Source organism: Pseudomonas sp. TE12234 (assembly GCF_054061835.1).
Genome location: NZ_JBSSEP010000001.1, coordinates 735745 through 759258, shown reverse-complemented (window position 1 = coordinate 759258; position 23514 = coordinate 735745). Strand labels below are relative to the sequence as shown.

Sequence of the window (23514 nt, the reverse complement as noted above, 5' to 3'; positions counted from 1 at the left end):
ACTTGGCCTAGACTGATCTCCATCAGCTAAGCCCCGCGTTCCGCTTCGTTTTTAAGGCCTCTTGCATGTCCGATCCTCGTTATCAGGTCGACGTCAGCGTCGTCACCCGCTATCTGGCAGAACAATCGCAACCTGAACAAGACCGCTTTGCCTTCGCCTACACCATTACCGTGCAAAACAATGGCGAGTTACCCGCCAAACTGTTGTCACGCCACTGGGTGATCACCGACGGCGACGGGCATGTCGAAGAGGTTCGCGGTGCGGGCGTGGTCGGCCAGCAACCGTTGATCGCGGCGGGCCAAAGCCACACCTACAGCAGCGGAACCGTCATGACCACCAAAGTCGGAACCATGCAGGGCAGCTATCAGATGATTGCCGATGACGGTACGCACTTCGACGCCATCATCGCCCCGTTTCGCCTTGCGGTACCCGGGGCCTTGCACTGATGGCGACTTACGCTATCGGAGACCTGCAAGGTTGCCTTGAAGCGTTGCAGTGCCTGCTCAAAAAAGTCGCCTTCGATCCAGCTAAGGATCGCCTGTGGCTGGTAGGCGACCTGGTCAATCGTGGCCCGCAGTCACTGGAGACCCTGCGCTTCCTCTATAGCATCCGCGAATCGCTGGTGTGCGTGCTCGGCAACCATGACCTGCACTTACTGGCCGCCGGTCAGAACATCGAACGCCTGAAAAAAGCTGACACCCTGCGCGAGATCATTGAAGCGCCCGATAGCACCGATTTGCTGGACTGGCTGCGCCAACAAAAACTCATGCACTACGACGAGCAACGCAACGTGGCGCTGGTGCATGCAGGCATACCGCCCCAATGGTCGCTACGCAAAGCCTTGAAATACGCCGCCGAAGTCGAGGCCGCCCTGCGCGACGACAACCTGTTCCCACCCTATCTCGATGGCATGTACGGCAACGATCCGGCGAAATGGGACAGCGACCTCAAAGGCGTGACTCGCCTGAGGGTGATCACCAACTATTTCACTCGCATGCGCTTCTGCACCGCCGACGGCAAACTCGACCTCAAGAGCAAGGAAGGGCTCGAATCAGCGCCGCCCGGTTATAAACCCTGGTTCCAGCACAAAGAACGCAAGACCAAGGACCTGAAGATCATCTTTGGCCACTGGGCGGCACTGGAAGGCAAGGTACAGGAGCCAGGCATATCCGCCCTCGACACCGGCTGCGTTTGGGGCGGCGCCCTGACCCTGATGAATGTCGATACGGGCGAACGCCTGTCCTGCAAGTGCGATGAACATGGCAATGCCGCCGCGCCGCCAGTCGCCTTAACCATTCCCGAAACATCGCCAGCCAGCGCCCCGCGCTAGACTGCCCATTCAGCCGAGCCAAAGGAGCCCGACATGAGCGAATTCAAACGCATCCCCCCGGAACAGGCCCAAGCACTGCGCGAAAAAGGCGCAGTGGTGGTCGATATCCGTGATCCCGGTACCTACGCCGCGCTGCACATCAGTGGCTCGAAGCATCTGGACAACCATTCGATCTCGGATTTCATCCGCGCCGCCGACCTCGACGCACCGACCGTGGTGGTCTGCTACCACGGCAACTCCAGCCAAAGCGCTGCCGCCTACCTGGTCAGCCAGGGCTTTTCTGACGTCTACAGCATGGATGGCGGTTTTGAGCTGTGGCGTACGACGTATCCTTCGGAAACGGCGCAAGGCACCTCCGAATAATTTTTTTGTAACACGCAAGCCCCGGCCCCCGCGGGCTAGCGCGGTGGCAGACGAACGGTCTGCCACACATAATTACGCATCTCGCCTTTACCTCCCGAATTCCCAACTATCCTTAAGCGCAGGCCATCCAAAACAGGGGAGAGCCGGTACACCGGCGCACGGGTCATCGGGAGTAGCTTTCGGAGTCGTCAGCTTCGAGAGATTTCTGGGGGGTAAACAGCAACTGCCTGTTCGGTTGCTGCCAGCATCGACTGAGTGATCCGGCGTCGGCTCCACGTATCGAGCGAGGTGACGTCATGAGTATCTTTAGCCACTTCCAACAACGCTTCGAGTCCACACGCCAGGAAGAACTCACGCTGCAAGAGTATCTTGAGCTGTGCAAAAAGGACCGCAGCGCCTACGCTTCCGCCGCCGAGCGTCTGCTGTTGGCCATCGGTGAACCGGAGCTGCTCGACACTTCGACCAATTCGAGGTTGTCGCGAATCTTCTCCAACAAGGTCATCCGTCGCTATCCGGCCTTTGAAGACTTCCACGGGATGGAAGAATGCATCGACCAGATCGTGTCGTATTTCCGCCACGCCGCTCAGGGCCTGGAAGAGAAGAAACAAATCCTCTATCTGCTCGGCCCTGTAGGCGGCGGTAAATCGTCCCTGGCCGAGAAGCTGAAACAACTGATCGAAAAAGTGCCCTTCTACGCCATCAAGGGCTCGCCGGTTTTCGAATCGCCTCTGGGTCTGTTCAACGCCACTGAAGATGGCGCGATCCTCGAGGAAGACTTCGGCATTCCACGGCGCTATCTCAATACCATCATGTCGCCGTGGGCCACCAAACGCCTGGCCGAATTCGGCGGCGATATCAGCCAGTTCCGCGTGGTGAAACTATACCCGTCGATCCTCAACCAGATCGCCGTGGCCAAAACCGAACCGGGAGATGAAAACAACCAGGACATCTCGGCACTGGTGGGTAAGGTCGATATCCGCAAACTGGAAGAATTCCCGCAAAACGACGCCGACGCCTACAGCTACTCGGGCGCACTGTGCCGGGCCAACCAGGGCCTGATGGAGTTCGTCGAAATGTTCAAGGCACCGATCAAGGTGCTGCACCCATTGCTGACGGCAACCCAGGAAGGCAACTACAACAGTACCGAAGGTCTTGGCGCGATTCCGTTCACCGGGATCCTGCTGGCCCACTCCAACGAATCGGAATGGCACACCTTCCGCAACAACAAGAACAACGAAGCGTTCATCGACCGGATCTACATCGTCAAAGTGCCGTACTGCCTGCGGGTCAGCGACGAAGTGAAGATCTACGACAAACTGCTGTTCAACAGTTCGCTGGCCAAGGCCCATTGCGCGCCCGACACCCTGAAGATGCTCGCCCAGTTCACTGTGCTTTCTCGCCTCAAGGAGCCGGAAAACTCCAACATCTACTCCAAAATGCGCGTGTACGACGGCGAAAACCTCAAGGACACCGATCCGAAGGCCAAGTCGATCCAGGAATACCGCGACAATGCTGGCGTCGATGAAGGCATGAACGGCCTGTCTACCCGTTTCGCGTTCAAGATCCTGTCGAAAGTCTTCAACTTCGACCCACACGAAATCGCCGCCAACCCGGTGCACTTGCTCTACGTGCTGGAACAACAGATCGAACAGGAACAATTCCAGGCAGAAACCCGCGAACGCTACCTGCGTTTCCTCAAGGAATACCTGGCACCGCGTTACATCGAATTCATCGGCAAGGAGATCCAGACCGCTTACCTCGAGTCTTACAGCGAGTACGGCCAGAACATTTTCGACCGCTACGTGCTGTACGCCGATTTCTGGATTCAGGATCAGGAATACCGCGATCCGGAAACCGGCGAAATCCTCAACCGCGTGGCACTCAACGAGGAACTGGAAAAAATCGAAAAACCGGCCGGCATCAGCAACCCCAAGGATTTCCGCAACGAAATCGTCAACTTCGTACTGCGTGCGCGGGCCAATAACAACGGCAAGAACCCAACCTGGCTCAGCTACGAAAAACTGCGGGTGGTCATCGAGAAGAAAATGTTCTCCAACACCGAGGACCTGCTGCCGGTCATCAGCTTCAATGCCAAGGCCAGCAAAGAGGACCAGCAGAAGCACAACGACTTCGTCACACGGATGGTCGAGCGGGGCTACACCGACAAACAGGTACGACTGCTGTCCGAGTGGTACCTGCGGGTCAGAAAATCACAATAACCCGCTGCCGGTCAGACCGGTTGTCGTCAGCCCGAGGCCTGTTTACGCATTTTCTGTTACACAGGCCTCAGGAAGGTGTTCGAAAGGCAGTAGCGAGGTTCAGGCAGTATCCACAGCGCTTGGGGGAGCGTGTACATCCCTTGGCACTCGGTGTGCTGCTTGATTGCTTGCCCCTTTGAGGACAGCTTCTAAGGAGCAGTCATGAGCTATGTGATCGACCGACGTCTCAATGGCAAGAACAAAAGCACGGTGAATCGTCAGCGGTTTCTGCGGCGTTACCGTGATCACATCAAGAAGGCTGTCGAAGAGGCGGTCAGCCGGCGTTCCATTACCGATATGGAGCACGGCGAGCAAATCAGCATCCCTGGCCGCGACATTGACGAGCCAGTGCTTCACCATGGTCGCGGTGGCAAGCAGACAGTCGTGCACCCGGGTAACAAGGAGTTCACCAGCGGCGAACACATTGCGCGCCCACCGGGAGGTGGCGGCGGCAGAGGGCCAGGCAAGGCCGGCAACTCCGGCGAAGGGATGGATGAATTTGTCTTCCAGATCACCCAGGAAGAATTCCTCGAATTCATGTTCGAGGATCTTGAGCTGCCGAACCTGGTCAAGCGCAACCTGACCGGCACCGACACGTTCAAAACCGTTCGCGCAGGCATCAGTAACGAGGGTAACCCCTCGCGGATCAACATCATTCGCACCCTTCGTTCAGCCCATGCACGGCGAATTGCGCTGTCCGGCAGCAGCCGGGCCAAACTGCGTGAAGCGAAAGAGGAACTTCTGCGACTGAAGCAAGAAGAACCGGACAATTTCGGCGATATTCAGAAAGTCGAAGCCGAAATTGAAAAACTCAGCGCACGTATCCATCGCGTTCCGTTTCTCGACACGTTCGACCTCAAGTACAACCTGCTGATCAAGCAGCCCAATCCAAGTTCAAAGGCCGTGATGTTTTGCCTGATGGACGTGTCTGGCTCCATGACTCAGGCGACCAAGGACATCGCCAAGCGCTTCTTTATCCTGCTCTACCTGTTCCTCAAACGTAATTACGACAAGATCGACGTCGTGTTCATCCGCCACCACACCAGCGCCCGCGAAGTGGACGAGGAAGAGTTTTTCTACTCCCGCGAAACCGGCGGGACCATCGTGTCCAGCGCCCTGAAGCTGATGCAGGAAATCATGGCCGAGCGCTATCCGAGCAATGAGTGGAACATCTACGCCGCCCAGGCTTCCGACGGCGACAACTGGAACGACGACTCGCCGATCTGCCGCGACATCCTGATCAACCAGATCATGCCGTTCGTCCAGTACTACACTTACGTTGAGATCACTCCACGCGAACATCAGGCTTTGTGGTTCGAGTATGAACGCATCGCCGAAGCGTTCTCTGACACTTTTGCCCAGCAACAACTGGTCTCGGCCGGGGATATCTATCCGGTCTTCCGTGAACTCTTCCAGCGCAGGTTAGTGACATGACCGCCAAAGAGCAGAAGCGCCAACCCATTTCCACCGGCTCGGAATGGACGTTCGAGCTGATCCAGGCCTACGACAAAGAAATCAGTCGTCTTGCAGCCCGCTATGCGCTCGACACTTACCCCAACCAGATCGAAGTGATCACCGCAGAGCAGATGATGGATGCCTACGCCTCTGTCGGCATGCCCCTGGGTTATCACCACTGGTCCTACGGCAAACACTTCCTTAGCACTGAAAAATCCTACAGCCGCGGCCAGATGGGTCTCGCCTACGAGATAGTCATCAATTCGGACCCGTGCATCGCCTATCTGATGGAAGAAAACACCATCTGCATGCAGGCACTGGTGGTTGCGCATGCCTGCTATGGGCACAACAGCTTTTTCAAAGGCAATTACCTGTTTCGCACCTGGACAGACGCCAGTTCGATCATCGATTACCTGGTGTTCGCCAAGCAGTACATCATGCAGTGCGAAGAACGCCACGGCATCGACGCGGTCGAGGACCTGCTCGATTCCTGCCACGCCCTGATGAACTACGGAGTCGATCGGTACAAACGTCCCTATCCGATCTCCGCCGAAGAAGAGCGTCGCCGGCAAAAGGACCGGGAAGAACATATGCAGAAACAGATCAATGATCTGTGGCGTACCATTCCCAAAGGTGCGGATAAATACAGCGACAAGGACAATGCGCGCTTCCCTGCCGAGCCTCAGGAAAACATCCTGTATTTCATCGAGAAACACGCGCCACTGCTGGAGCCGTGGCAGCGGGAAATCGTACGGATCGTGCGAAAAATCGCCCAGTATTTCTATCCACAGCGTCAGACCCAGGTCATGAACGAGGGCTGGGCTACGTTCTGGCACTACACCTTGATGAACGACCTGTACGACGAGGGCCTGGTCACCGATGGCTTCATGATGGAGTTCCTGACGTCCCACACAAGCGTGGTCTTTCAACCCGGTTTCGACAGCCCGTACTACAGCGGGATCAACCCTTACACCCTGGGGTTCGCCATGTACCGCGACATCCGGCGCATGTGCGAAGAACCCACGGAAGAGGATTACCGCTGGTTCCCGGAAATTGCCGGCACCGACTGGCTCGCGGCCATCAAATTCGCCATGAGCAGCTTCAAGGATGAGAGTTTCATCCTGCAGTACCTCTCACCCAAGGTGATCCGCGACCTGAAGCTGTTCAGCATTCTCGATGACGACCAGAAGGACGACCTGCTGGTACCGGCCATCCACGATGAAGGCGGCTATCGGATCATTCGTGAAACCCTGGCTGCCCAATACAATCTGGGTAACCGCGAACCCAACGTACAGATCTACAGCATCGACCGGCGCGGTGACCGCTCGTTGACCCTGCGCCACCAGCAACATGATCGCAAACCGCTGGGAGACTCCACAGAGGAAGTGCTCAAGCACTTGCACCGCCTCTGGGGCTTCGACATCCACCTGGAGACCCTGCAAGGCGACCAAGTGATGAAAACCCACCACGTTCCGCCCAGAAGCGAGCACGGCGAGGGAGATTACGGCCGACTGGATTTGGCCGTCATACATCTTTGATCCTGTTTCGGCCTCCGAAAGCTCGACGCAACGGTTATCCTGTCGAGCTAACGGAGGTTTTTTATGCGTATTTATAAAGTCGGCGGTGCCGTTCGAGATCGCCTGCTGGGCAAACCTGTCACCGATATCGATTGGGTTGTGGTGGGCGCCACCACCGAAGAAATGCTCGCCAAGGGCTTTCGCCCGGTCGGCTCGGACTTTCCGGTATTCCTTCACCCAAAAAGCGGAGAGGAATACGCCCTCGCCCGCACCGAACGCAAAAGCGGACGCGGTTACGGCGGCTTCACCTTTCACGCCAGCCCCGAAGTGACCCTTGAAGAAGATCTGATCCGTCGTGACCTGACCATCAACGCCATGGCCGAAGACGATCAACAGAACCTGACCGATCCGTACCACGGACAACGCGATCTCGAAGCGCGCCTGCTTCGTCACGTTTCCCCCGCGTTTGCCGAAGATCCCCTGAGGGTTCTGCGCGTTGCGCGCTTCGCGGCCCGTTATGCCGCGCTTGGCTTCACCGTCGCTCCCGAAACGCTGGAACTGATGCGTCAACTCAGCGAATCAGGTGAGCTGCAAGCACTGACCGCGGAACGCAGCTGGAAAGAAATCTCCCGCGCACTGATGGAAGATCAGCCACAAGTATTCATTGAAGTGCTGCGGGCATGCGGCGCACTAAAAGAACTGATGCCAGAAGTCGATGCCTTGTTCGGCGTGCCGCAGCCACAAGCCCATCATCCGGAAATCGACACGGGCGCGCATACCCTGAGCGTGCTGGAACAAGCCGCACGCCACAAGCAACCGCTCACCGTTCGCTGGGCCTGCCTGCTGCATGATCTGGGCAAAGGCCTGACGCCGGAAGAAGAATGGCCTCGGCACATCGCCCACGAATTCAAGGGACTGAGACTGATCAAAGCGGTCAACGAACGCTTCAAGGCCCCCAAGGATTGTCAGGAACTGGCGCTGTTGGTGGGTGAATATCACACCCACGGCCATCGTGCCCTGGAGCTAAAGCCGTCGACGTTACTGGAGTTGCTGCAGAGTTTCGACGTTTACCGTCGACCGCAACGGTTCGAGGAATTTATCGCCGCATGCGAAATGGACGCGTGCGGACGCAAGGGTCTGGAGCAGCGAAGTTATCCACAAGCGGATTATCTGCGCGGGGCAGCGACTGCGGCACGCAGTGTTGCGGTGCAGCCATTGCTGGAGAAGGGGTTCAAGGGGCCGGAACTGGGTGAGGCAATCAAGCGTGAACGGCTCAAGGCGTTGAAGGCCTACAAAGAGACTGCGTCGTCCTGACTGACGTCATCGCGGGCAAGCCCGCCCCCACAGGGATTGCATCGTACCAGTGGGAGTGGGCTTGCCCGCGATGGCGTCATGAATGTCACAACAAATCTGAAGGTGTCAGTTGAATGCCACGCCACTCAAAGGCCACGGGCGCCAGCACTTGATCAATCTGCGATTGCGCCCACAATGTGGCGAAACTCTTGCCGACGCCCGGATGAACTCGATCCGGCGCGATCAACGACAACGGCCACAGCACGAAGGCATTTTTCAGAATTTCTGCTCGCGGCAACACCAAACCATCGAAGTTGCCCACCAGATCACCGAACAGCAATACATCAATGTCCAACGGCAAACCCTTGCGATCCGGCGCGTAGCGGCCATTGTCCGCCTCGATGAATTTCAGCCGGCGATCCAGTTCAATAAGAGGCAGATCGGTAAAGGCCGACACCACGAAATTGAAAAACGGCCCGCTCTTGATCCCCACCGGCTGGCTTTCGAAAACCGCCGAGCAGCGGATGTCCACCAGAAATCCTGCCAAAGCCTCCAGGCCGGCCTGCAAATGGGCTTCACGCTCGATATTGCTACCGAGACCGAGATACACCTGAGTCAGCGACATCCGCGCTCAATCTCCACACCCACACCGCCGGTAGCGGCCGGCACTGCACCGGGCTTGGTCAGCTTGAGACGCATCCAGGTGATCTTGAATTCGCCCATCAGCACTTCCACGAGACGCTCGGCGAAGGTTTCCACCAATTGGTACTGCGCCTGCTCGGCAAAGGCCTGGATGCGCGACGAAACACTCGCGTAATCGAGCGCCAGGGTCAGATCGTCACCGGCGGCTGCCGGACGATTATCCCAGGCGAAACTCAGATCAAGACGCAAGCACTGTCGGATGCCTCGCTCCCAGTCGTAGGCACCGATTACGGTGTCGACTTCCAGGCCTTCGATAAACACTCTGTCCAAGCACTTTTCTCCGCTACACGACAAGGGCGCAATGCGCCGTTAGAATCAGGGCTTCCTCGCCCGGAATAGTTAGCATGTTTTGGTTATTGGCGATCCTCGCCTACCTGCTCGGCTCTCTGTCCTTCGCCATTTTGCTCAGCCGCCTGACCGGTAACCCCGATCCGCGAATGAGTGGCTCGGGCAATGCCGGCGCCACCAACATGTTGCGCCTGGCCGGCAAAAAACTCGCCGTCCTGACTTTGCTCGGAGACCTCTGCAAAGGCCTGCTGCCCGTGCTGATCGCCGGTTTTGCCGGGCTTTCCCTGCATGATCAGGCCTGGATCGGCGTCTGCGCCGTCATCGGCCACCTGTTCCCGCTGTACTTCCGCTTTCGCGGTGGCAAGGGTGTCGCCACCGCTGCCGGCATGCTGCTGGGCCTGTACCCGCCTGCGGCGCTACTGGCGGTCTGCGCCTGGCTGCTGACGTTCTACCTGACCCGCACCAGCTCACTGGCCGCCTTGATCGCTACGCCGCTGACCCTGCCGCTGCTGGCCTGGCAAGAACCCGGGGCGCTGCTGCCCATGAGCGCGCTCACGGGGATGATCGTCTGGCGTCATCGCGGCAATCTACGCGACCTGTTTGCCGGGCGCGAACGGCATTTTTAAATGCCGCCCGGTAGCGCCCATCATCACAGCGCCGAGAGCTGCTCCATCGGCCAACGCGCCTGGACACTGATCGCCAGACTTTCCTGCTGACCGGCCTGCAAGCGCTGGCAGCCGGCAAAAGCGATCATCGCCCCATTGTCGGTACAGAACTGTGGGCGGGCATAAAAAACATCGCCCTTCATGTCACCGAGCATTTTTTCCAGGGACGTGCGCAGCGCCTTGTTGGCGCTGACCCCGCCAGCGATCACCAGACGCTTCATGCCCGCCGCCTTCAGGGCACGCTTGCACTTGATGGTCAAAGTCTCCACCACGGCCTGCTGGAACGCCAGCGAGATGTCGCAACGGGCTTGCTCGCCGTCGTCCCCGGCGCTCACACACTGCTGCCAGGTGTTCAGGGCAAAGGTCTTCAGGCCGCTGAAGCTGAAATCGAGGCCAGGACGGTCACACATCGGACGCGGGAAGACGAAACGTCCTGCAACCCCTTGATCAGCCAGACGAGCGATTTCCGGGCCACCAGGATAGTTGAGGCCCATCATTTTCGCGGTCTTGTCGAACGCTTCGCCGGCGGCATCGTCCAGGGTCTCGCCCAAAAGCGTGTATTGACCGATCCCGTCGACCTGAACCAGCTGCGTATGACCGCCGGATACCAACAAAGCGACGAACGGAAACTCCGGCGGTTGCGACTCCAGCATCGGCGCCAGCAAGTGGCCTTCCATGTGGTGTACGCCAAGGGCCGGAATGCCCCAGGCGAAGGCCAGTGCCTGAGCACAGGAAGCGCCGACCAACAGCGCCCCTACCAGGCCAGGACCCGCGGTATAAGCGATCGCATCGATCTCGGTCGGCACGCAGTCGGCTTCAGCCAACACCTGACGAATCAAGGGCAGCATGCGTTTGACGTGGTCACGCGAGGCCAGCTCCGGCACCACGCCACCATAGGCACGGTGCAGGTCGATCTGGCTGAACAGCGCATCGGCCAGCAGACCGCGTTCACTGTCATATAATGCGACACCGGTTTCGTCGCAGGAGGTTTCTAATCCCAGTACTAGCATGGGTTTGCGCCTTGTTTAGGCTGAATTCGAAGGCGCGCATAATAGTCGTCGCGTGATGCCCCGACCAGCGGTTTTCGATCAGAGGCTTTGCATTCCGTGCGATGAGGGGTTAACATCCGCAACCCTTAAAAACCGACGTCTTCAAGTGCTCTTTTGCCGCGAGGATGTTGACCCCGGTAATGAATGAAGGTAGCTCTGGATGCCAGCCGTCAAAGTAAAAGAGAACGAACCCTTCGACGTAGCTCTGCGTCGTTTCAAGCGCTCCTGCGAAAAAGCCGGTGTACTGGCTGAAGTTCGTAGCCGCGAATTTTACGAGAAGCCAACTTCTGAGCGTAAGCGCAAAGCAGCAGCCGCTGTTAAGCGTCACGCCAAGAAAGTTCAGCGCGAACAGCGCCGCGCCGTTCGTCTGTACTAATACACAGACGTTCGTAGCAAGCTTCTGCCAAGCCCGGCTCTTTGCCGGGCTAATGGCATTTGCGTAAAACGCTTGATGCTTCACTGTCGAAGCCGCAGACGCGACCGAGACAAATCTGCTTCACCGCGTCAGACCTGGCTCTTTTGCCAGCGGTGCACGTCTTTTCTGACGAGCCTTTCAAGGCTACTGACGAGCACACCCACTGATTCCTCTCACGACGATCAGCCCAAGGCACCTCACGCGTGCAAATGATGAGCTATCCGAGGCCCATGACTGGCCGCAGCCGGATTCAGCGCAACACTTTCAAAAAATCGAATACTGATTGGCATTAACGTCAGGGGATTTTCGGCAGATACACTTCCCGATAGCGATTACGCAGACGACACCGGTCGAGCCGCCCTTCTTGCGCGCCTCAAACAACGACCTTCGTTCGACTACCCTTCGTTTCGGACTTCATTCAGCGCAGATGACGAGAACGCCATGGCCGGGCTAATTCCCCAGAGCTTCATTGACGACCTTCTGAACCGCACCGACATCGTCGACGTGGTTAGCTCTCGCCTGCAAATGAAAAAAGCCGGCAAGAACTACACCGCCTGCTGCCCGTTCCACAAAGAGAAAACCCCTTCGTTCAGCGTCAGTCCCGACAAGCAGTTCTATTACTGCTTCGGCTGCGGCGCTGGCGGCAATGCCCTGGGCTTCATCATGGACCACGACAACCTGGATTTCGTCCAGGCCGTCGAAGACCTGGCCAAGGCGGCCGGCATGGAAGTCCCAAGGGAAGAAAGCGGTCGCGCGCACAAACCGCGCCAGCCGACCGATTCGCCACTGTATCCGTTACTCACCGCTGCGGCCGACTTTTACCGTCAGGCCCTGAAGAGCCACCCATCGCGCAAAGCTGCAGTGGATTACCTCAAAGGTCGTGGCCTGACCGGCGAAATCGCCCGCGACTTTGGCCTCGGCTTCGCGCCACCCGGCTGGGACAACCTGTTCAAGCACTTGAGCAGCGACACCTTGCAGCAAAAAGCCATGATCGATGCCGGCCTGCTGATCGAGAACGCCGAAACCGGCAAACGCTACGATCGCTTCCGTGATCGCGTGATGTTCCCGATCCGCGACAGTCGCGGGCGCGTCATTGCCTTCGGTGGTCGGGTGCTGGGCGACGACAAGCCGAAATACCTGAACTCACCGGAAACCCCGGTATTTCATAAAGGCCAGGAACTCTATGGCCTGTATGAAGCGCGTAAGAACAACCGCAACCTCGACGAAATCATCGTCGTCGAAGGCTACATGGACGTCATCGCCCTCGCCCAACAAGGTCTGCGCAACGCTGTCGCCACCCTGGGTACCGCCACCAGCGAAGAACATCTCAAGCGACTGTTTCGCGTCGTGCCCAGCGTGTTGTTCTGCTTCGACGGTGACCAGGCCGGCCGCAACGCCGCGTGGCGTGCACTGGAAGCCACCCTGCCAAGCCTGCAGGATGGGCGACGGGCACGCTTTCTGTTCCTGCCCGAAGGCGAAGACCCCGACACACTGGTACGCTCCGAAGGCACTGACGCCTTTCGCGCGCGAATCAACCAGCACGCCCAGCCACTGGCAGATTATTTCTTTCAACAGCTGACAGAAGAATCGGACCCGCGCTCCCTCGAAGGCAAGGCCCATATGGCCACCCTCGCAGCGCCGTTGATCGACAAGGTTCCGGGAGCCAACCTGCGCATTCTGATGCGCCAGCGCCTGACCGAAATCACCGGCCTGAGCAGCGAAACGGTCAGCCAACTGGCGCAAAGCGCGCCACAAGAGGCGCCGCCCGCTTACGACCCGGGCATCGATTACGACGCGATGCCCGATTACAGCGACTATCATCAGCCGCAATCGCAAGAAATGTATGTGCCGCAACAGGAATGGACGCCCAAGAAACCCGGTGCCGGCGGCAAGAAATGGGACAAAAAACCCTGGGACAAGAACGGCAAGCGTGGCGGCGATCGCGATCAACCACGTGCCCCGCGGGTCCCGGCCGCCGTCGAACCACCGACCCTTGCCGCCTTGCGTACGCTACTGCATCACCCGCAACTGGCGGAAAAAGTCGAGGATGCCGGGCACTTTGCCGCCGAGGACCACACCAACACTCAACTGCTGGTGGCGTTGCTCGAAGCCGTGCAGAAGAATCCCAAGCTAAACTCATTTCAATTGATTGCACGTTGGCACGGCACAGAGCAAGGCCGTTTGCTCAAGGCCCTGGCGGAAAAGGAATGGCTGATTGAAGGGGACAACCTTGAACAACAGTTTTTCGACACCATTACTAGCTTGTCAGCCCGCCAACGCGAGCGAAACCTGGAACAACTGCTCAGGAAAGCACGTCAAAGTGAACTGAGCACAGAAGAGAAAAACCAACTGCGCGACCTATTAAGTCGCAATGTTTCCGCATCAAACCCGACCTCAACTGGCGCGTGAGGTCATAGCTCAGGTATAATCCTCGGCTTGTTTTTTGCCCGCCAAGACCTTCAGTGGATAGGGTGTTATGTCCGGAAAAGCGCAACAGCAGTCTCGTATTATTGAGTTGATCAAACTGGGTCGTGAGCAGGGCTACCTGACTTACGCGGAGGTCAACGACCACCTGCCGGAGGATATTTCAGATCCGGAACAGGTGGAAGACATCATCCGCATGATCAACGACATGGGGATCAACGTATTCGAGGTTGCGCCAGATAAGGATTCCCTTATGCTGGCCGACGCCGATACCGACGAAGCCGCGGCCGAAGAGGCAGCAGCTGCGCTGGCAGCGGTCGAGACCGACATTGGTCGCACTACCGACCCGGTGCGCATGTACATGCGCGAAATGGGTACTGTAGAGCTCCTCACGCGTGAAGGCGAAATCGAAATCGCCAAACGTATTGAAGAGGGCATCCGTGAAGTGATGAGCGCAATCGCGCACTTCCCTGGCACGGTTGACCATATTCTCTCCGAGTACACCCGCGTCACCTCCGAAGGTGGTCGCCTGTCCGACGTCCTGAGCGGTTATATCGACCCGGACGACGGCATTGCGCCGCCTGCAGCCGAAGTGCCACCACCGATCGATCCGAAAGCCGTGAAAGCGGACGACGATTCTGACGATGATGACGCCGAAGCCTCGGATGACGAAGAGGAAGCCGAAAGCGGTCCGGATCCGATCATCGCAGCACAGCGCTTTGGTGCTGTTGCCGATCAGATGGAAATCACCCGCAAGGCCCTGAAAAAGCACGGTCGCCACAACAAGGCAGCTATCGCCGAACTGTTGGCGCTGGCCGACTTGTTCATGCCGATCAAACTGGTTCCGAAGCAATTCGAAGGCCTGGTCGAACGTGTTCGCAGTGCCCTGGATCGCCTGCGTCAGCAAGAGCGTGCAATCATGCAGCTCTGCGTTCGTGATGCGCGCATGCCGCGTGCCGATTTCCTGCGCCAGTTCCCGGGCAACGAAGTCGACGAAAGCTGGTCCGACGCACTGGCCAAAGGCAAAAGCAAATACGCTGAAGCCATTGGTCGCCTGCAACCGGACATCATTCGTTGCCAGCAAAAGCTGACCGCGCTGGAAACCGAAACCGGTTTGACGATCGCCGAGATCAAGGACATCAACCGTCGCATGTCGATCGGTGAGGCCAAGGCCCGCCGCGCGAAGAAAGAGATGGTTGAAGCGAACTTGCGTCTGGTGATCTCCATCGCCAAGAAGTACACCAACCGTGGCCTGCAATTCCTCGACCTGATCCAGGAAGGCAACATCGGCCTGATGAAAGCGGTAGACAAGTTCGAATACCGCCGCGGCTACAAATTCTCGACATATGCCACCTGGTGGATCCGTCAGGCGATCACTCGCTCGATCGCCGACCAGGCCCGCACCATCCGTATTCCGGTGCACATGATCGAGACGATCAACAAGCTCAACCGCATTTCCCGCCAGATGCTGCAGGAAATGGGTCGTGAACCGACGCCGGAAGAGCTGGGCGAACGCATGGAAATGCCTGAAGACAAGATCCGCAAGGTATTGAAGATCGCTAAAGAGCCGATCTCCATGGAAACCCCGATCGGTGATGACGAAGACTCCCATCTGGGCGACTTCATCGAAGACTCGACCATGCAGTCGCCAATCGATGTAGCCACCGTTGAGAGCCTTAAGGAAGCGACGCGCGAAGTACTCTCCGGCCTCACTGCCCGTGAAGCCAAGGTTCTGCGCATGCGCTTCGGTATCGACATGAATACCGACCACACCCTTGAGGAGGTTGGTAAGCAGTTCGACGTGACCCGTGAACGGATTCGTCAGATCGAAGCCAAGGCGCTGCGCAAGCTGCGCCACCCGACGAGAAGCGAGCATCTGCGCTCCTTCCTCGACGAGTGATCACAAAACCCCCGGCCCTGGCCGGGGGTTTTGCTTTCTACAGATTAAATCCCCCGTCCTCCCCCTTCCGCCGATTTGCCCGTCTACACTCGAAACATTCCCCCGAGCCATAACGAGACCGTTATGCCCAGACTGCCGACCGTGCTTTTTTTGCTGTCGCTGATGACCTGGACCGCAACGGCTGGCGCGCTGACTCTGAACGACGAAGAACGTAGCTGGCTTGCGGCCCACCCGAACTTGCGCCTGGGTGTCGATGCCTCGTGGCCTCCCTTTGAGTTTCGCGACGATCAGGGCCGATACCAGGGACTTGCGGCGGACTATATCGACCTGATCCGTCAGCGTTTGGCCGTTCAGCTGACGCCTATCGAGCCGGTCAGCTGGACAGCCGTGCTGGAGCAAGCCAAACAAGGCAAGCTGGACCTGTTGCCGGGCATCATGTCGACCCCGGAACGCCAGAACTACCTGTCGTTCACGCGCCCCTATCTGGATTTCCCGATTGTCATCCTGGCGCATGTCGGTGGCGCCCAACCTCGCAAAATCCAAGACCTCTACGGGCTGAAAATCGCCGTGGTGGAAAACTACGCCCCCCACGAACTGCTGCGCACCCACAATCCCGATTTGAACCTGGTGGCGATGCCTAATGTCAGCTCTGCACTGCAGGCGCTCGCCACCGATGAAGTGGACGCGGTGGTGGGCGACCTCGCCTCCAGTGTGTGGAGCCTGCGCCAGCTCAAGCTGGACGGGCTGTACGTCAGCGGCGAAACCCCTTATCGCTATCAATTGGCCATGGGCGTGCCCCGGGACAACAAGGTGTTGGTTGGCATCCTGGATAAGGTACTGGCGGACGTGAGCCCTGCAGAAATCAGTGCCATCCAGGAGCATTGGGTGGGCAACGTCCTCGATCATCGAACTTTCTGGTCCGATCTACTGGTCTATGGCCTGCCGGGATTACTGCTGCTGATGATCGTGCTGGCCGTGGTGATCCGGATCAACCGCCGACTGAGCTCGGAGATCGCCCGCCGCGTCGATCTGGAACAGGAACTGCGCAGCAGCGAATACCACTACCGCGGGCTGGTGGAGAGCCTGTCGGCCATTGCCTGGGAAGCGCGGATGAGCGACTTCACCTACAGCTATGTGTCGCCCCACGCCGAAGCCTTGCTTGGCTATCCGCTGTCGCACTGGCTGATTCCGGGTTTCTGGCGCAACATCATTCACCCCGCCGACCTGACCCGCGCGCAGAACTTCTGTGATCACGAAGTGCTGGCCGGACGCGATCACAGCCTCGATTACCGGGTCATCACCGCCGATGGGCGCTGTCTGTGGGTGCGCGATATCGTCAGCCTGATCGAACATGGCCACGAACCAGTGATGCGCGGGTTGATGATCGACATCAGCGAAGCCAAACGCACCGAAGAAGCCCTGCGCCTGTCGGAGCAGAAATTTGCCTCGGTCTTCCAGCAATGCCCCGACATTCTGGTCATCGCGCGCCTTTCCGACGGCTGCCTGCTCGAAGTCAACGAAGCGTTCGAAGAACAGATCGGCCTGCGTGCCGAGGACGTCATCGGCCAGACCGCCACCGACCTGAATATCTGGGGCATTCCCGGCGTCGGGCCGGGGCTGTTGCAGCGCTTGCAGGCTGGCAGCATCCGCAACCTGGAGATGCCCTTTCGTCGCAGCAATGGCCAGGTGTTTACCGGCCTGATTTCCGCCGAACCCTTTGACCTCGATACGACCCCGGCGCTGGTGGTGGTCGTGCGTGATATCACCCAGCTCAAGGAAACCCAGCAACAACTGCAAACCTCCGAAGAGAAATTCGCCAAGGCGTTCCACGCCTCGCCGGACGGCTTGTTGCTGTCCCGGCAAAGTGACGGTCTGCTGATCGAGGTCAACGAGGGATTCAGCCGCATTACCGGGTTCAACAGCGCGATGTCGGTGGACCGTTCGGCGCTGGACCTGGGTATCTGGGTCAACCTCAACGAGCGCAAGCAGATGCTCGACCTGCTGCACCGCGACGGTTTTGTCCGCGACTTTAGCTGCCATATTCGCCGCAGCGACGGGCAGATTCGCCTCTGCGAAGTGTCCAGCCGTCCGCTGCCGATTGGCGATGAGGACTGCATGCTGACCATCGCCCGGGACATCACCGAGCGCCACCTGATGCAGGAGAAACTGCAACAAGCGGCGACGGTGTTCGAGAGCACTGCCGAAGGCGTACTGATCACCGATACCCAGCAGCACATCAGCGCCGTCAACCGCGCGTTTACCGAAATCACCGGCTACAGCGAAAGCGAAGCCCTGGGCCATACTCCGCGCCTGCTTGCCTCCGGCCTGCATGACAGCGCGTTCTACGCCGCCATGTGGCATCAATTGACCGCCGAAGGTCACTGGCAAGGCGAGATTTCCAACCGGCGCAAGAACGGCGAGCTCTACCCAAGCTGGCTGACCATCAGCGCCGTGCGCAACCGGGACAAGTTCATCACCCACTTCGTGGCGGTATTCGCTGACATTTCCAGCCTCAAACACGCCCAGGCCAAACTCGATTACCAGGCCCACCACGACCCGCTGACGGGTCTGCCAAACCGCACACTATTCGAAAGCCGCCTGCAGACCGCCCTCAATACCCAGAAGGAAAATGGCGGCCAGGGCGCGGTACTGTTCCTGGATCTGGACCGTTTCAAACACATCAACGACAGCCTCGGTCACCCGGTCGGCGACCTGCTGCTCAAAGGCATTGCCGTGCGCCTCAAGGAGCAACTGCGCGATATCGACACCGTGGCCCGCCTGGGCGGCGATGAGTTCATCATCCTGTTACCTGGCCTGCAGCAAGCCAGCGACGCCGACAATATCGCCACCAAGCTGCTTAATTGCTTTACCGCCCCGTTCCAGGCCGGTGAGCACGAGTTTTTCATCAGCGCCAGTATCGGCACCAGCCTCTATCCACAGGACGGCTGTGATGTCGCCACCTTGATCAAGAACGCCGACGCGGCGATGTATCGCTCTAAAGCCAAGGGCCGTAACCGGGTCGAAAGCTATACCCGCGACCTCACCGCGCAAGCCAGTGAACGGGTGGCGCTGGAGCACGAATTGCGGCGCGCCATCGAGCGCAACGAGCTGCAGCTCTACTACCAACCGAAAATCAGCCTCGAAGACTATCGCCTGGTGGGGGCAGAAGCGCTGATTCGCTGGCGTCATCCGACCTTTGGCGACGTACCGCCAGAGCATTTCATTTCCCTGGCCGAAGAGAACGGCATGATCCTGCAGATCGGCGACTGGGTGCTTGAAACCGCCTGCCGGCAAATGCACGAATGGAACCTGACCTACGAAGGCCTCGGCCCGCTGTCCGTCAACCTGGCGGGCGCTCAGCTGCGCCAACCCAACCTCCTCGGCCGCATCGAACAACTGCTCAAGGACAACCGCCTCAAACCGGGATTCCTGCAGCTGGAAATCACCGAAAACTTCATCATGAGCCAGGCGGAAGAAGCGCTGGCGGTGCTGCATCAACTCAAGCATCTGGGCGTGCAACTGGCGATCGACGACTTCGGCACCGGCTACTCGTCACTGAGTTACCTCAAGCGCCTGCCCCTGGACATACTCAAAATCGACCAATCCTTCGTTCGCGGCTTGCCCGATGACCCACACGACGCCGCCATCGTGCGCGCCATCATCGCCCTCGGCCGCAGCATGCAATTCACCGTGATTGCCGAAGGCGTGGAGACTCATGCGCAGCAACGATTCCTGGCCGACGAAGGCTGCGAACAGATCCAGGGCTACATCGTCAGCCTGCCCCTGCCCCCCGACGAATTCGCCGCGACGTTTCTTCGTTCAACCGTTTCAGACTTTTCGGATAGCACAGCCGCGAAACCGTCGCTATAATCCGCGGCCTACTGAGGGCCTATAGCTCAGTTGGTTAGAGCAGAGGACTCATAATCCTTTGGTCCACGGTTCAAGTCCGTGTGGGCCCACCAAACAAGAAAGCCGCGCAATGCGCGGCTTTTGCGTTTCTGAATGGCCTGAAGCAATAGAGCCATTTTTTTATTGCTTCACGACCTTCGCGAGCAAGCTCGCCCCTACCAGGGATTTGCCGCGTTTCAACGCACCGACCCAATCCGTTCAAGCCTCTCGCCCGTCAACGCCACTTCATACGTATCCGCAGGCCTCCCCCACTGCTCCACTAGAACCATACGATCCACCACTGCAGCGCCCAATTCTGTAATGGTGTCTGCCAAAGCCTCAACCATTTCTTGAGCCGTCAGCCAAAGGCGATCATTGATTGCTTTCAGTTCGGCCGCGATGCGCTCGGATGATGTGAGGCCTGTATCGGGATAGGTGATGTTGCGCAGCAGGTGCCGCAGCTCACTGATTTTTGCGTCGTCCCGTTCAGCACCGCATGCCCCTTTGAGGATGGCCGCCGCTTCCGACAGGTCGACACGTTTTGCGCCGACAGGTGCTGAAGGTAACGTCTGGGCCATCGCGCCTGCGAAGAGAATGATGATCCGGAATTCCAGGTAGGCCTTCATGGCAGCCATCGACGCAATGGGCTGCACCAGATTGATGGTTGCGCCCCCTTTGTGCCGCAGGTCCATGGTCACGGTCAGGGTGACCCCACCTGTTTCAAACCCCAATGAGCGGGCCACGACATAGTGTCCCATTTCGTGATGGGCGATCCGCAATGCACGGTCCCGTACAGCGGCAGGCAATTTTGTCGTCATGTCCTTCGCCTCGCACTCTCGACTGCATCAATCCTAGCCGATCTCCACAGTCGCTCTTTCGCCCAGAAAAAAGCCGCGCAATGGCGCGGCTTTTCCGAGTCAAACGTCAGCCCTTATTTGGGCAATGCATACGCAATCACGTAATCCCCACGGTCCGTTGACTGACGTGCACCGCCTACGGTGAGCAGGATGTACTGCTTACCCGTCTTCGGCGAAACGTAAGTCATCGGCCCGGACTGGCTGCCCACTGGCAGACGCGACTTCCAGATCTCGTTGCCATTGCCGGTATCGAAGGCGCGCAGGTAGAAGTCCTGGGTGCCGGCGAAGAACAGCAGGCCGGACTGGGTCGCGAGCGAAGCGCCGAGGGTCGGCATGCCGATCGGGATCGGCAGGTGCATGCGGATGCCCAGCGGGCCGGTGTCTTGCACGGTGCCGACCGGGACTTGCCACATCAATTTATGGGTCTTGAGGTCGATGGCGGACATGGTGCCGAACGGTGGCTTCTGGCACGGAATACCGGCCGCCGAGAGGAAGCGTTCGCGCATGGCACCGAATGGCGTGCCTTCCTGCGGCACGACGCCCATTTCGATGCCGCTGGCCCCGGCGCCGATCTTGTCGCGCGGGATCATGTAGTTGGCCAGGCCCAGACGCATGTCGTTGACGAACATGTAGTTGGTGTTCGGATCCACCGAGACGCTGCCCCAGTTCATGCCGCCCAACGAGCCCGGGAATTGCAGGGCGCGGTCCATACCCGGCGGGGTGTAGACGCCTTCGTGGCGCATGCCCTTGAACTGGATGCGGCACATCAACTGGTCGAACGGCGTGGCGCCCCACATGTCGGATTCGGTGAGCGTCTTGTTGCCGATCGAAGGCATGTCCACCGAGAACGGCTGGGTCGGCGAGTAGCGTTCGCCAGGCACATGCCCCTGTGGAACGGGACGTTCTTCAACGCGTGAAATCGGCACGCCGGTTGCGCGGTTGAGCAGGAAGATCTCGCCCTGTTTGGTGACTTGCGCCAGGGCCGGCTGCAGGCCGCCCTTGTCGTCCGGCACGTCGTACAGCAGCGGTTGTGCCGGCAGGTCGAAGTCCCACAGATCATGGTGGGTGGTCTGGAAGTGCCAGCGCACCTGGCCGGTTTTCACGTCGACGGCGACGATGGAGGAGTTCCACTTGTCGTCGAACTCGGTGCGCTGACCGCCGAAGAAGTCAGGGGTGGCGTTGCCGGTGGGCAAGTACACCAGACCGAGTTTGGCGTCGTAGGACATGGCCGACCACACGTTCGGCGTGCCACGGGTATACGTCTCACCTGCTGGTGGGCGTTTGGTGGTGTTCGGATTACCCGGATCCCACGCCCACACCAGTTCGCCGCTGCGCACGTCGTAGGCACGGACCACGCCTGGCGGCTCGCCGGTGGAATAGTTGTCGGCCACGCGACCACCGACGATCACCACGTCTCCGGCGACCAATGGCGTCGAAGTCTGCTGGTAGTAACCGGGCTTCACTTCACCCATGTCGGTTTTCAGGTCGACCGTGCCTTTGTTGCCAAACTCTTCGCATGGCTTGCCGGTTTCGGCATTGATGGCGATCAAGCGCGCATCGCCGGTCGGCAGGAACAGACGTTTCGTGCAGGCCGTTGGCTGAGCACCTGCAGGTGCCGGGGCTTCGGAATAGCCCAAACCGCGGCAACGCTGCCAGTTCGGCGCGGAGCCTTGCGGGTCGAACTTCCAGCGCTGGGCACCCGTGTCAGCATCCAGGGCGAAGACTTTGCCGTAGGCAGTGCAGGTGTAGACCGTGTCACCGATTTGCAGCGGGGTGTTCTGGTCTTCGGCACCGGCGCCGGTGCTTTGCGGGATGTCGCCGGTACGGAAGGTCCAGGCTACCTGCAACTTGTCGATGTTGCCCTTGTTGATCTGGTCCAGCGCGGCAAAGCGGTTGCCCGCGGTGGTGTTGCCCCAGTGCGCCCAGTCTTTCTGCTCGGTGCCCGGTGCGACCGGCGTGACGGCAGGTTCGGTGGTGGCCTTGACCACATGGGTCGGCACGAACATGTAGGCCATGGTGGCGACGACACCGACGGCCAGAATACCGGCCAGGCCATAGGCGCCACGCCCTGCGGACGCTCCCGAGGCACGCACCAGCGTCGGATAGATCAGTGCCACGACCAGGCCGATCACGGCAAAGGTCAGCACGCGCGAGACCAGCGGCCAATATTCGAAGCCAGCATCCCATACCGCCCAGATCGCCGTCAGTATCAGCGCCAGACCATACAACCAGGCGCCAGCCGGTTTACGGCGGGCAATCATCAGCCCGGAGACCAGCATCGCCAGGCCCATCAGCAGGAAATACCAGCTGCCACCGAGTGAAATCAGGTAGCCACCGCCCCCTGCCAGACCGAGCCCGATCAGTGCAATCAGGACACCCAGTCCCGCCAGCAACCATTTGCTGCCGGCGGCAGCCCCAGAAGTATTCATGTCGGAAATTATCCCCATTTGTGACAAGCGCGGAATAATGTACTACCTAGTTACTTATGGCAAATTGTCGCAGGTAAAAATGGCATGAACGGTAGTCAGCCTAGTTCAAACCTCCGCTCGAAGAGATGTGGCTGTAACATGCTTGCCCATTGCTCGGTCCCGCTGGAGACAACCCTTGCCTGACACTCGTCCGCCCGTTCTTGATGAAATCGACCGCCAGTTGATCGCGGCCCTGCAGATCAACGCCCGCGAAAGCGTGGCCATGCTTGCCCGGCAGCTGGGCATCGCGCGCACCACCGTTACATCGCGATTGGCACGCCTGGAAAAAGCCAAGGTGATCACCGGTTATGGCGTTCGCCTGGGTCAGCGTGTGGTCGACGGCGGGTTGCAGGCGTACGTGGGAATCACCGTGCAACCGCGCTCCGGCAAGGAAGTGTTGCGACGCCTGAGCGCCATGGCCCAGGTGCAGCAGTTATGTGCCGTGAGTGGCGAGTTTGATTATGTGGCGTGGCTGCGGACCGACTCGCCAGAGCAGCTGGATCAGTTGCTGGATCAGATCGGCAGTGTCGACGGGGTGGAGAAAACGACGACCTCGATCATCCTGAGCAGCAAGATTGATCGGGGGCAGCCGGTTTGAGTATCCAGCCAATCAATCTCCGGAGCCTGATCGGGCTCTTCGCG

General features: G+C 59.0%; 18 protein-coding genes and 1 tRNA gene. 14 read left to right on the top strand and 5 right to left on the bottom strand.

Annotation, left to right across the window (positions count from 1 at the left end; translation table 11 throughout):
- Positions 1–65 precede the first annotated feature (65 nt).
- The 7 genes from apaG (at position 66) to ACVWYU_RS03480 (ending at position 8237) form a co-directional block, all read left to right on the top strand.
- Complete coding sequence (apaG, locus tag ACVWYU_RS03510) at positions 66–446, top strand: Co2+/Mg2+ efflux protein ApaG (protein WP_090325715.1); 381 nt, start codon at positions 66–68, stop codon at positions 444–446.
- Positions 446–1330 carry a symmetrical bis(5'-nucleosyl)-tetraphosphatase gene (locus ACVWYU_RS03505; RefSeq protein ID WP_457371895.1) on the top strand — a complete coding sequence of 295 codons (885 nt, stop codon included), beginning with the start codon at positions 446–448 and terminating at the stop codon, positions 1328–1330. The genes apaG and ACVWYU_RS03505 overlap by 1 nt, the downstream gene beginning before the upstream one ends.
- 33 nt (positions 1331–1363) lie before the next feature.
- Entirely contained in the window at positions 1364–1693 is a 330-nt protein-coding gene (glpE, locus tag ACVWYU_RS03500; protein WP_390957416.1) for a thiosulfate sulfurtransferase GlpE, read from the top strand.
- 296 nt (positions 1694–1989) lie between these two features.
- The gene (locus ACVWYU_RS03495; RefSeq protein ID WP_047534149.1) at positions 1990–3912 is read left to right on the top strand and encodes a PrkA family serine protein kinase; all 1923 of its coding nucleotides are present in this window, start codon (positions 1990–1992) and stop codon (positions 3910–3912) included.
- Between the two features lie 201 nt (positions 3913–4113).
- Positions 4114–5385 carry a YeaH/YhbH family protein gene (locus ACVWYU_RS03490; RefSeq protein ID WP_390957417.1) on the top strand — a complete coding sequence of 424 codons (1272 nt, stop codon included), beginning with the start codon at positions 4114–4116 and terminating at the stop codon, positions 5383–5385.
- Entirely contained in the window at positions 5382–6944 is a 1563-nt protein-coding gene (locus ACVWYU_RS03485) for a SpoVR family protein (protein ID WP_390957418.1), read from the top strand. Before ACVWYU_RS03490 ends, ACVWYU_RS03485 begins: the two co-directional genes overlap by 4 nt.
- Before the next feature lie 63 nt (positions 6945–7007).
- A complete protein-coding gene (locus tag ACVWYU_RS03480; RefSeq protein WP_457371894.1) occupies positions 7008–8237 on the top strand; it encodes a multifunctional CCA addition/repair protein in 1230 nt (409 codons plus the stop codon).
- 85 nt (positions 8238–8322) lie between these two features.
- On the opposite strand, the gene folK is transcribed toward ACVWYU_RS03480, so the two are convergent.
- The gene (gene folK, locus ACVWYU_RS03475; protein ID WP_090325719.1) at positions 8323–8841 is read right to left on the bottom strand and encodes a 2-amino-4-hydroxy-6-hydroxymethyldihydropteridine diphosphokinase; all 519 of its coding nucleotides are present in this window, start codon (positions 8839–8841) and stop codon (positions 8323–8325) included.
- Positions 8832–9188 carry a dihydroneopterin aldolase gene (folB, locus tag ACVWYU_RS03470; protein ID WP_457371893.1) on the bottom strand — a complete coding sequence of 119 codons (357 nt, stop codon included), beginning with the start codon at positions 9186–9188 and terminating at the stop codon, positions 8832–8834. Before folB ends, folK begins: the two co-directional genes overlap by 10 nt.
- Before the next feature lie 74 nt (positions 9189–9262).
- Here folB and plsY point away from each other — a divergent pair, with 74 nt between their 5' ends.
- Complete coding sequence (gene plsY, locus ACVWYU_RS03465) at positions 9263–9832, top strand: glycerol-3-phosphate 1-O-acyltransferase PlsY (protein ID WP_090325720.1); 570 nt, start codon at positions 9263–9265, stop codon at positions 9830–9832.
- A gap of 23 nt (positions 9833–9855) precedes the next feature.
- Here plsY and tsaD read toward each other — a convergent pair whose 3' ends face one another.
- Positions 9856–10881 (bottom strand): tRNA (adenosine(37)-N6)-threonylcarbamoyltransferase complex transferase subunit TsaD, encoded by a 1026-nt coding sequence (gene tsaD, locus ACVWYU_RS03460; RefSeq protein ID WP_247258109.1) that lies wholly within the window; start codon positions 10879–10881, stop codon positions 9856–9858.
- A gap of 199 nt (positions 10882–11080) precedes the next feature.
- Here tsaD and rpsU point away from each other — a divergent pair, with 199 nt between their 5' ends.
- The 5 genes from rpsU to ACVWYU_RS03435 all read left to right on the top strand — a co-directional run bounded on the left by rpsU (position 11081) and on the right by ACVWYU_RS03435 (position 19621).
- A complete protein-coding gene (gene rpsU / locus ACVWYU_RS03455; protein WP_002551877.1) occupies positions 11081–11296 on the top strand; it encodes a 30S ribosomal protein S21 in 216 nt (71 codons plus the stop codon).
- A 480-nt stretch (positions 11297–11776) separates the two neighbouring features.
- A complete protein-coding gene (gene dnaG / locus ACVWYU_RS03450; protein WP_247258108.1) occupies positions 11777–13744 on the top strand; it encodes a DNA primase in 1968 nt (655 codons plus the stop codon).
- A 67-nt stretch (positions 13745–13811) separates the two neighbouring features.
- Positions 13812–15659, top strand: a complete 1848-nt coding sequence (gene rpoD, locus ACVWYU_RS03445) for an RNA polymerase sigma factor RpoD (RefSeq protein WP_457371892.1) — start codon at positions 13812–13814, stop codon at positions 15657–15659.
- A gap of 123 nt (positions 15660–15782) precedes the next feature.
- Positions 15783–19529 (top strand): bifunctional diguanylate cyclase/phosphodiesterase, encoded by a 3747-nt coding sequence (locus tag ACVWYU_RS03440; RefSeq protein WP_390957425.1) that lies wholly within the window; start codon positions 15783–15785, stop codon positions 19527–19529.
- A 15-nt stretch (positions 19530–19544) separates the two neighbouring features.
- Positions 19545–19621: transfer RNA gene (locus tag ACVWYU_RS03435), tRNA-Ile, on the top strand.
- A gap of 123 nt (positions 19622–19744) precedes the next feature.
- Here the strand turns inward: ACVWYU_RS03435 and ACVWYU_RS03430 are convergent.
- Both ACVWYU_RS03430 and ACVWYU_RS03425 read right to left on the bottom strand, forming a co-directional pair.
- Positions 19745–20365 (bottom strand): peptidase M41, encoded by a 621-nt coding sequence (locus ACVWYU_RS03430; protein WP_457371891.1) that lies wholly within the window; start codon positions 20363–20365, stop codon positions 19745–19747.
- 113 nt (positions 20366–20478) lie between these two features.
- A complete protein-coding gene (locus ACVWYU_RS03425) occupies positions 20479–22833 on the bottom strand; it encodes a glucose/quinate/shikimate family membrane-bound PQQ-dependent dehydrogenase (RefSeq protein WP_390957427.1) in 2355 nt (784 codons plus the stop codon).
- A 175-nt stretch (positions 22834–23008) separates the two neighbouring features.
- Here ACVWYU_RS03425 and ACVWYU_RS03420 point away from each other — a divergent pair, with 175 nt between their 5' ends.
- Entirely contained in the window at positions 23009–23470 is a 462-nt protein-coding gene (locus tag ACVWYU_RS03420) for an Lrp/AsnC family transcriptional regulator (protein ID WP_007980298.1), read from the top strand.
- The last annotated feature ends 44 nt before the right edge of the window (positions 23471–23514 follow it).